The organism is Streptomyces sp. NPDC006739, from assembly GCF_042869815.1.
Lineage (GTDB): Bacteria > Actinomycetota > Actinomycetes > Streptomycetales > Streptomycetaceae > Streptomyces.
In genome coordinates, this window is sequence record NZ_JBIAGM010000008.1 from 316,254 (window position 1) to 325,023 (window position 8,770).

General features: G+C 73.9%; 9 protein-coding genes and 1 pseudogene. 4 read left to right on the forward strand and 6 right to left on the reverse strand.

The window, feature by feature from the left end:
- The first annotated feature begins 413 nt into the window (after positions 1 to 413).
- A complete protein-coding gene (locus tag ACFYMM_RS19035; RefSeq protein ID WP_388387858.1) occupies positions 414 to 1,286 on the forward strand; it encodes a hypothetical protein in 873 nt (290 codons plus the stop codon).
- Here ACFYMM_RS19035 and ACFYMM_RS19040 read toward each other — a convergent pair.
- Positions 1,222 to 1,576, reverse strand: a pseudogene (locus ACFYMM_RS19040) (hypothetical protein); the annotation flags it as partial. The gene ACFYMM_RS19035 and the pseudogene ACFYMM_RS19040 sit on opposite strands and share 65 nt — an antisense overlap.
- A 43-nt stretch (positions 1,577 to 1,619) precedes the next feature.
- Between ACFYMM_RS19040 and ACFYMM_RS19045 the strand changes: the two are divergent.
- Positions 1,620 to 2,357: a class I SAM-dependent methyltransferase gene (locus ACFYMM_RS19045; RefSeq protein WP_388387860.1), complete on the forward strand. Its 738-nt coding sequence runs from the start codon at positions 1,620 to 1,622 to the stop codon at positions 2,355 to 2,357.
- A gap of 31 nt (positions 2,358 to 2,388) precedes the next feature.
- On the opposite strand, the gene ACFYMM_RS19050 is transcribed toward ACFYMM_RS19045, so the two are convergent.
- The 5 genes from ACFYMM_RS19050 to ACFYMM_RS19070 all read right to left on the reverse strand — a co-directional run bounded on the left by ACFYMM_RS19050 (position 2,389) and on the right by ACFYMM_RS19070 (position 6,849).
- Positions 2,389 to 3,555, reverse strand: a complete 1,167-nt coding sequence (locus tag ACFYMM_RS19050) for a serine hydrolase domain-containing protein (RefSeq protein WP_388387862.1) — start codon at positions 3,553 to 3,555, stop codon at positions 2,389 to 2,391.
- Positions 3,556 to 3,670: 115 nt separating this feature from the next.
- Positions 3,671 to 4,639: an acetylxylan esterase gene (locus tag ACFYMM_RS19055; RefSeq protein ID WP_388387864.1), complete on the reverse strand. Its 969-nt coding sequence runs from the start codon at positions 4,637 to 4,639 to the stop codon at positions 3,671 to 3,673.
- An 86-nt stretch (positions 4,640 to 4,725) separates the two neighbouring features.
- Positions 4,726 to 5,310: a hypothetical protein gene (locus ACFYMM_RS19060; RefSeq protein WP_388387866.1), complete on the reverse strand. Its 585-nt coding sequence runs from the start codon at positions 5,308 to 5,310 to the stop codon at positions 4,726 to 4,728.
- A 161-nt stretch (positions 5,311 to 5,471) separates the two neighbouring features.
- Complete coding sequence (locus ACFYMM_RS19065; RefSeq protein ID WP_388387868.1) at positions 5,472 to 6,251, reverse strand: ferredoxin reductase; 780 nt, start codon at positions 6,249 to 6,251, stop codon at positions 5,472 to 5,474.
- Positions 6,244 to 6,849, reverse strand: a complete 606-nt coding sequence (locus ACFYMM_RS19070; RefSeq protein WP_388387870.1) for a sulfite oxidase-like oxidoreductase — start codon at positions 6,847 to 6,849, stop codon at positions 6,244 to 6,246. Before ACFYMM_RS19070 ends, ACFYMM_RS19065 begins: the two co-directional genes overlap by 8 nt.
- 152 nt (positions 6,850 to 7,001) lie before the next feature.
- On the opposite strand from ACFYMM_RS19070, the gene ACFYMM_RS19075 reads away from it, so the two are divergent.
- Together ACFYMM_RS19075 and ACFYMM_RS19080 are read left to right on the forward strand one after the other, a co-directional pair.
- Positions 7,002 to 7,931 carry an NADP-dependent oxidoreductase gene (locus ACFYMM_RS19075; protein ID WP_388387872.1) on the forward strand — a complete coding sequence of 310 codons (930 nt, stop codon included), beginning with the start codon at positions 7,002 to 7,004 and terminating at the stop codon, positions 7,929 to 7,931.
- A complete protein-coding gene (locus ACFYMM_RS19080; protein ID WP_388387874.1) occupies positions 7,928 to 8,680 on the forward strand; it encodes a GNAT family N-acetyltransferase in 753 nt (250 codons plus the stop codon). Before ACFYMM_RS19075 ends, ACFYMM_RS19080 begins: the two co-directional genes overlap by 4 nt.
- The last annotated feature ends 90 nt before the right edge of the window (positions 8,681 to 8,770 follow it).

Consider the following 8,770-nt stretch of genomic DNA (forward strand, 5'->3'; position numbering starts at 1 on the left):
GGGGGAGGGGGAGAAGGCCGCGAGCGGAGGCGTGTGTGACTGCCTGCGGGCGGCGGGGAAAGCACCTCGGGCCCCCGGGTGAGGCAGGAAAAGCCTGGTCAGGAGGTGCTGCGGAGAAGCCTGCGCGCCGGTCGGAAAGCCGAGCGCGGAGAGGTGGCTGAAGAGAAGCCGACACCGGCGCCCTGGAACCGGGCGGAACCGCGTGCTGATCGCACTATACCCGCCGACCCGCAGGGGGCAAACATGGCGTGGTTCACTCCCGGGCGGCCGGGCCGCTCGCCGCGCGGTGTGTCGACTGGTGTGCGGGCTGGTGTGCGGGCTGGTGTGCGGGCTGGTGTGCCGACGAGGTTCCCAGACCGTAACGATCCAGGACAGCAGGGGACTTGGGGCGTAGTGTGCATTATCTTCACGACATGTCCACGCCACCGCAGCCATCGCCGCAGCCATCGCCGCAACCCGATCAGCCCGGGCAGCCGCCGGCCGTTCCGCCGCAGCCGACCGCCTATCCCTACCCGAGCCCGCAGTCGCCCGGACCGCAGAACTTCTACGCCCAGCCCACCGTGATCGGCCAGCCGGGCCAGCCTCAGCCGGGGAACCCGTACGCCCAGCCGCCCCAGTACGGCCCCCTGCCCGTGCCGCCCGCCGGCGGCGGTGGTGGTGGCGGCGCGGGGAAGGCGGTGCTGTGGGCCGTCGTCGGCGCGGTCGTAGCCTCCGCCGCCTGGGCCGCCGGCGTCCTCGTGCTCGGCGGCAGGAGCGGCTCGGCGGACCTGCGCGGCTACCAGGCCCCGGCCAACCTCTGCTCCAGCGGGGACTACTCCTCCTTCAAGGACGAGTACCCGCAGAGCGACTCCTCCCCGGGCCACAACGCCCTCAAGGACAAGGCACTGGACGAGAGTTACTGCAGCCTCGGGCTGAAGAAGACCGGGTCCAGCTACGCGGACGCCTACCTCAACCTGGAGGTGGACCTGCACAAGAAGACCGACCCGGCACCGGAGTTCACGGCCACCTGGAAGAACTACGGCGACAGCCACACGGGTTACGACGTGGAGAGCGTCAAGGGCATCGGCGACGAGGCCTACCTCGTCAGCCAGGACACCACCAACGGCTCCACCAGCGGCTCCCGCAACGCCACACTCGCCGTACGGGACGGCTGGATGACGTACACGATGAGCTACAGCGCCTACCTGTCCTCCTACGACGAGGACAAGAACCCGCCCAAGCTCACCGACGTGGACGACTGGCTGAAGTCGGACACCAAGACCACGCTGGGCCAGCTGAAGAACTGACCTCCGCCTGCGGGGCGGACCGCGTGGCGGCCTCCTCGGCGATCCGCTCGAACTGGGCGCCCATGGCCCCGGCCAGTGCCTGGGCGCCCGAGAGCGGGCGCACCATGACCGTGCACTCGTCGATCGGACCTCCTCGTCGAGGTGCGGGAAGTCGCGGCCCGTCAGCTCGCGATCGCCCACCCGGGCACGGAAGACCAGCGCGTGGTCGCGGCCGTCGGCCCCGGCCGGCTCACGCTCGTACCGAAGTCCTCGAAGACCCGGGTGACCCCGCGCAGGATCGCGGCTGCGAGGACAGCCGCCGACCGGTCCGGCGCGTGCGCCTAGGCTGGTCGGATGTTCAGTCCCGAGGGCCCCAGCCTCCGCGAACTCGCCGTGCAGGCGTTGTCGTCCGTCGAGCACGGCTACGACCTGCTCGCGCCGAAGTTCGACCACACCCCCTTCCGGACGCCCGAGGCGGTGCTGGAGTCCGTCGCGACGGCACTCGCCCCGCTCGGGCCGTTCGAGGACGGACTCGACCTGTGCTGCGGCACGGGCGCCGGCACGCAGGTGCTGACGCGGGTGTGCGGCGCCGGCGTCACCGGGCTCGACTTCAGCGCGGGCATGCTCGACATCGCCCGGCGCAGGGTGCCCTCCGGACCCGGCACGGGCGGCCCCGGCGTCGCCTGGGTGCGCGGCGACGCCCGGGTGCTGCCGTTCACGGCCGCCTTCGACCTGGTGGTGAGCTTCGGGGCGTTCGGTCACTTCCTGCCCCGGGAACTGCCCGGCCTGTTCGCCCAGGTGCACTCGGCGCTGCGGCCGGGCGGCCGGTTCGCCTTCCCGGTCCTGGCGCCGCCGCGCCCGTCGAGCCCGGCGTTCTGGGCGCTGCTCGGGTTCGACACGGTGATGCGGCTGCGCAACGCGGTGTGGCGGCCGCCGTTCGTCATGTACTACCGGGCCTTCCGGCTGGGGGGCGTCCTTGAGGAGCTGGAGCGCGCCGGGTTCGCGGTGGAGCTGTACGCCCTGCCCGAGTTCGGGTCCCGCGAGGACGGCAGTCCCCGCGCCCGGCTGGTGTCGGCACGGCGGCCGGGATGACCCGGCTCCACCCACCCGCCGGGACCTCTGCTCACAGGGCGCTGTAGAGGGCCTTCACCAGCGCCGTCTTGCGCGGGTCGTCGGCGATGTGCGGCCCCATCCGGTTCATCGCGTAGCCGAGCGACACGCCCGCCTCCGGGTCGGCGAGCCCGCACGAGCCGCCGAACCCGTCGTGTCCCACAGCGCGCGGATTGGGGCCGTACGAGCCGTTCGGTCCGCTCAGCCACAGCCCGAGCCCGACCTCGGTGTCATGCGCGAAGCCCGCGCCGAGGACCAGGTCACGGCAGCTGCCCTGCCCTTCGCGCACCCGCTCGGCCGCCTCCGGCGACAGGACGCGCCGGCCGCCGTACGCACCCCGCCCGGCGAAGACGCCGTACAGCGCGGCGATCGCCCGGGCCGTGCCGTGGCCGTTGGCGGCCGGGATCTCCGCCGCCCGCCACTCGGGCGTGTTCGCCTCCGTCGCGCCCACCACCGGGTTCGTCAGCGCCGCCAGCGCAGCGGGCGCCAACTGGCCGAAGACCCTGGCCTGTTCGCCGGCCGGCGCGGCGCGTGGACGCACCAGTCGGGCCGCCCGTCCGGACTCCTTCTCCGGCAGGCCCACGGTGAAGTCGATGCCGAGCGGCCCGGTCACCTCCCGTTCCAGGAAGGCCCCCGGCAGCAGCCCCGAGACCCGCCGGACGACCTCGCCCACCAGGAAGCCGTAGGTGAGCGCGTGATAGCCCGACCGCGTCCCCGGCTCCCACCAGGGCTCCGTCGCCGCGAGCCGCGCTGTCGTCAGCTCCCAGTCGTACAGCTGGGCGACCGAGTGCGGCTCACGCAGGCCGGCCAGTCCCGCGCGGTGCGACAGCAGATGCCGTACCAGGACCTTCTCCTTCCCGGCCGCCGCGAACTCCGGCCAGTACGCGGCCACCGGCGCGTCGAGGTCGAGCAGCCCCCGGTCGGCCAGGACGTGCGCGCACAGCGCCACCGGCCCCTTCGTCGTCGACCACACATTGACCAGCGTGTCCCGGTCCCACGGCCGGGTGCGGGCCGCGTCCGCCCAGCCGCCCCACAGGTCCACCACGGTCGTGCCGTCGACCGTCACCGCCAGCGCGGCGCCCAGTTCGTCCCGGTCCCGGAAGTTCTCCTCGAACGCCTCCCGCACCGCCGCGAACCGCGCGTCGCAGTGACCGTGAACCTGTGGCTCGTGCTCGGACATGGGCCCTCCGTCGTCACCGGAACCCGGGCCGCGCCACCGCGACCCGGACCCCTGAACATACCGACTGGTCGGACCGGGGGAAAGGGGGTGGGGAAGCGGATGGTCGCGGGTGGTCTCAGACGTACGACCGCAGCCAGCGCACCTTCTCCGCCTCGTGGAAGGGGCCGCCGCCCTCGTGGTCGTTGAAGTCGTACACCTCGATCGCCTTGTCGTCGTGCGCCCAGGCGTTGAAGGCCGCGAACACGGTGGACGGCGGGCAGGTCTGGTCCTCCAGGGCGGCCGAGAACAGGGCGGCGGACGTGCCGCGGGCCGCGAAGTGGACGCCGTCGAAGTAGGACAGGGTGCGCAGCACCTCCGCCGTCCGGCCGCGGTGCGTCTTGAGGAACAGACCGATCTCCCGGTACGGGTGACGGTCCGTCATCGTCGTCGCGCGCGGGAAGTCGCACAGGAACGGCACGTCCGGGGCGACCGCGACCAGGTCCGGCACCAGGCCGCCGACCGCGAGGGTGATACCGCCGCCCTGGCTCCCGCCGATCGCCGCGGTGCGTGCCGCGTCCGTCAGCGGATGGGAGCGGGCCGCCTCGACGGCCCGTACCGCGTCCGTGAAGACGCGCCGGTAGTAGTAGTTCTCGGGCGCGTCGATGCCCCGGGTCATGAAACCGGGGTAGGCGGGACCCGCGCCCACCGGATCCGCCGTGCCGCCCCCGCCGCCCCAGGCGCTGCCCTGGCCGCGGGTGTCCATCATGAAGTGCGCCCGGCCGGTCGACGCCCACAGCAGGTTCTCGTGCGCCAGCCCGCGCCCGCCTCCGTAACCGATGAACTCCACCACCAGCGGCAGCGGTTCCGACGCGTCCGCCGGCAGCCGCAGCCAGCCCTTCACCGGGTGCCCGCCGAAACCGGAGAAGGTCACGTCGTACACCCGCACCGTCGACAGTCCGGTCTCGACCGGCTCGAAGCGGGCGTCCAGGTCGTGGTCACGGGCCTCCTGGAGAGTCTTGGCCCAGAAGGCGTCGAAGTCCTCCGGTTCCGTGGAGGCGCTGTGGTACTCGCGGAGTTCATCGAGGGGAAGGTCGAACAGGGCCATCAACAACCGCCTTTGGGAAGGGGGAGAGCGGATCGTCCCACCGTACGTGCGCGGTCACGGAACCCGCCAGGCCGGGCGGAGCCCCCTCAGCCGCTCCGTTGCGTCCACCTCGGTTCGGTGCCGGCCCACTCCCGTTCCCACTCGTCCATCCGGTGGCGCAGCGCCACCCGGCGGGCGATGCCATGGCCGAGGAGGACCACGGCCGCCGTCCCGCCGGCCGCGCACAGGCCGACCGTGACCGTGTGCTGCCAGACCGCGACATCGTTCGGCGGCGGGGCGACGGCACGGCCGCGGGCGTCGAACCACACGTCCACCACCTCACCGGGCCGCATCCCGGCCGGCACCCGGGCCAGGGTGGTACGCGTCCCCCGGCCCGGCTCGGTCCAGCGGACGTCGGCCCGGTAGGCGTGCTGCCGGTCGCCCCGCACCGAGGGCAGCCGCTCGGGCCTGTTGCCGACCACCACCGCCCGCACCCGGTGCCGCTCGGCCCGCTGCGTCACGGCGACCGCCTGCGCCGCGTCATGGGCCCACAGCCCCGCCACCGCCCCGGCCAGCGGCGCGGCCACCGACAACAGCACGGCCACGGCCAGTGCCGTCCACGCCTCCACCACGTCCGTCCGGCGCCGCAGCGGATTGCGCCGCCAGCGCCAGCCACGCACCCGGGTACGCATGTCCACCTCCTCGCCACCGCCGGAGCCACCGGAGGGGCCGGGCCCGCACGGCCGGCCCGCCGCTCCCGCTCCCGGACGCGAACGCCCACACCGGTCTCGTACCCCGAACGGAGCACCTCGCTCACCCGGAGCACCGGTGCCCGCCCCCTGGACGGGGAGTTTCAGCCGAAGCGTTCGATGCGGATCCGGTCCACCGGCTGGCCGGCCGCCACGAGCAGGCGCGAGGCGTGCTCGGCGAACCCGTTGGAGCCGCACACGTACGCCTCCCAGCCGCCGACGGGCCGTTCGGCCAGGAGCGGCGCCACATGCGCGGCCGTCATGCGGCCCACCGGCGTACCCTCCGGGGCCCGGCGGGTGAAGACCGTCGTCGTCTCCTCACCCAGCTCGCCCGCGTAGATCAACTCCTCGGGGCCACGCGCGGACACCAGCAGCCGCAGCGGCACGGACAGACCGCGCGCCCGGTGGTGCCGCACCATCGACATCAGCGGTACGACACCGGAACCGGCCCCGATCAGCAGCGCGGGCCGGTCGCCCGGCCACGCGAAGAAGCCGCTCACCGGGCCGCGCACCTCGACCGTGTCACCGGGCCTGGCCTGCGTGTGGAACCAGCCGGACACCTCCCCGTCCGTCACGTGGTCCAGGGTCAGCTCGATGTGCCCGGAGTCGTCCGGCGCGGACGCGATCGAATAGTGGCGCTGGGCCGTGTAGCCGTCCCCGGCGGTCAGCCGCAGCATCAGGTGCTGTCCCGGCAGATGCCCGGGCCAGCCCGGCACCGCGAACCGGAAGGTGGCCGCGTGCGGGGTCTCGCGCCGGATCCCGGTGAGGGTGGCCGTCCGCCACACCGCCGCGGCCGGGCCGCTCACCGCGATACGGCCGGGCACCGCGAAACGCGTCGGGGGAGTGAAGCCACCGGAAACCTTCTCAGCCGCCGTCTCAGTCACCGGAGTACCGCTGCTCCTCCCACGGATTGCCCCGCGCGTGGTAGCCGTTCTGCTCCCAGAAGCCCGGCTCGTCGTGGTCGAGGAGGGTGAGGCCCGCGATCCACTTGGCGCTCTTCCAGAAGTACAGGTGCGGCACCAGCAGGCGCGCCGGGCCGCCGTGCTCGGGCGCCAGCGGCCGTCCGTCGTACTCCCAGACGATCCAGGCCCGTCCGCCGGTGAGGTCCGCGAGCGGCAGGCTGGTCGTGTAGCCGGTGTGCGAGTAGGCCACGGCATGGGTGGCGGACCCATGGGGCCCCGCCGCGTCGAGGAACGCGTCCAGCGAGACGCCCCCGAACCGCACCCCGAACTTCGACCAGCCGGTCACGCAGTGGATGTCACCCCGATACGCCGACGCGGGCAGCGCGTGCGCCTGCTCCCAGTCCCAGGTGCGCGGCCGTGCCACCAGCCCGTCGACACGCAGGGACCAGTCGGCGGCGGCGAGGTCGGGCGTGACCTCGGCGGACAGGACGGGCCAGTCGTCGCCCGCGTCGTACTGGCCGGGTGGCAGTCCCGGGTTGTGGACACGCGCGCGACCCGTGAAGCCTCGGGTGACGTTCATGGTTCAACCGTACGCTGTCGCTGATCCCCGCTCCGCGCCTGGTCAGTGCCCCGATCATTGCGGGCGTGTGAACTCCGCGCGGGCAGGGGAATAGCCGCCCCGCGCTCCTCCTTGGCGCTGAGTGCGAAGAGCGCGAGGAGAGCGAGGAACAGATGCCCAAGGCGTACGTCTTCACCCGGTACGGCGGACCGGAGACCGAGGCGTTGGTGGACCTGGACCGGCCGGTTCCCGGACCCGGTCAGCTGCTGGTCGCGGTCCGGGCGGCCGGGGTGAACCCCGTCGACTTCAAGCTGCGCTCGGGCTACCGCCGCCCCGGCGAGAGCGGCGACCCGCTCTTCCCCGCCGTCCTCGGCAACGAGGTGTCCGGGGTGGTGGCGGAGGTCGGCGTGGGCGTGACCGGGTTCGCCGTCGGTGACGAGGTCTTCGGCAACACCGCCACCGGCGGGTACGCGGAGTACACCCTGCTGCCCGCCCAGGTCACCGCGCACAAACCCGCCGCGCTGTCCTTCGCCGACGCCGCCACCCTGCCGGTCGCCGCGGCCACCGCCTACGACGGCGTGCGCCAGCTCGGCCTGCCGGAGGGCGCCACCCTGCTGGTCACCGGCGCGGGCGGCGGCGTGGGCGCCGCCGCCGTGCAGATCGCCCGCGCCTCGGGGCTGCGGGTCGTGGGTGTGGCGAGCGACGGGAAGAAGGACTTCGTCGAGTCGCTGGGCGCCGTGCACGTGCCCTCCGGGCCGGACGGCCTCGCCGAGCGCGTGCGGGCCGCCGCGCCGCAGGGCGTCGACGCCGTCTACGACCTCGTGGGCGACCGTACGCTCGCCGAGGCGGCGACCCTGCTCACCGACCGCGCCAAGCTGGTCACCGCCGGTGCGTCGCCCGAGGCCGTGGCCGAGCTGGGCGGCGCCCGGGTGGCCCGCGCGCGCACGGCCGCCGTCCTGGACGCGCTGGCCCGGCTGGTGCTGGACGGCGCCCTGAACCCGCACGTCACCCGCACCTTCCCGTTGGACCGGGCGGGTGAGGCGCTGCGCGGTGTGGAGGACGGTCACGCCCTCGGCAAGACCGTGATCGAGGTGGCCGGATGAGCCGGGTGAGCGATCCGGACCGGCCGGGCACCGACGCCCCGCACGTCCTCGACAACCCCGCCCTCGCCTCCCTCACCGGCCCGCACGCCGATTTCGCCGAGCGGCGCGGCCGGGTGCTGCGGTACCCGGTCGACGTGTCGCCCTGGCTGGCGCTGCCCGACGAGCCCGACGCCCGCGACTGGGCGGACGTCGCGGCGCTGGCCGGTCCCGGCACCGAGGTCCCGCTGGCCGGCTTCGGCGGGCGGGTCCCGGACGGCTGGGAGATCACGTTCCGGATCGAGGGCGTACAGCTCGTGGACGACGGTCTGGCCGCCGCGCCGGACGCGGAGGCGGTGCGGCTCGGCCCCGCCGACGTCCCCGAGATGCTCGACCTGGTCGCCCGCACCCGGCCCGGCCCCTTCCTGCCGCGCACCGTCGAACTCGGCACGTACCTGGGCATCCGCCGGGACGGCGCCCTGATCGCGATGGCGGGGGAGCGGCTGCACCCGCCGGGCTGGACCGAGATCAGCGCGGTCTGCACCGACCCCGCCTTCCGCGGCGAGGGCCTGGCGACCCGGCTGATCCTCGCGGTCGCGCACGGCGTCCGGGAGCGGGGCGAGACCCCGTTCCTGCACACGGGCGCGGGCAACACCGACGCGATCCGGCTGTACGAGTCACTGGGTTTCCGGCTCCGCCGCCGGACGGCGTTCCTCGCCGCCCGAGTCCCCGAACGGCTGACGGACAGCCAGGAAGCCGTACCCGTCGGCTAGTAGAGCTTGGTCAGCTTCACTCGTGGGTGGCGTGTCCGCTGGTCCGTGAGGGTCGTTGAAATGGTGTGACACCTGAGGAGATGGCCGTGG

Excerpts from the sequence above, each read along its gene's own strand:
- ACFYMM_RS19035 (WP_388387858.1), top strand. The coding sequence starts at position 414 with ATGTCCACGCCACCGCAGCCATCGCCGCAGCCATCGCCGCAACCCGAT.
- ACFYMM_RS19045 (WP_388387860.1), top strand. The coding sequence starts at position 1,620 with ATGTTCAGTCCCGAGGGCCCCAGCCTCCGCGAACTCGCCGTGCAGGCG.
- ACFYMM_RS19050 (WP_388387862.1), bottom strand. The coding sequence starts at position 3,555 with ATGTCCGAGCACGAGCCACAGGTTCACGGTCACTGCGACGCGCGGTTC.
- ACFYMM_RS19055 (WP_388387864.1), bottom strand. The coding sequence starts at position 4,639 with ATGGCCCTGTTCGACCTTCCCCTCGATGAACTCCGCGAGTACCACAGC.
- ACFYMM_RS19060 (WP_388387866.1), bottom strand. The coding sequence starts at position 5,310 with ATGCGTACCCGGGTGCGTGGCTGGCGCTGGCGGCGCAATCCGCTGCGG.
- ACFYMM_RS19070 (WP_388387870.1), bottom strand. The coding sequence starts at position 6,849 with ATGAACGTCACCCGAGGCTTCACGGGTCGCGCGCGTGTCCACAACCCG.
- ACFYMM_RS19075 (WP_388387872.1), top strand. The coding sequence starts at position 7,002 with ATGCCCAAGGCGTACGTCTTCACCCGGTACGGCGGACCGGAGACCGAG.
- ACFYMM_RS19080 (WP_388387874.1), top strand. The coding sequence starts at position 7,928 with ATGAGCCGGGTGAGCGATCCGGACCGGCCGGGCACCGACGCCCCGCAC.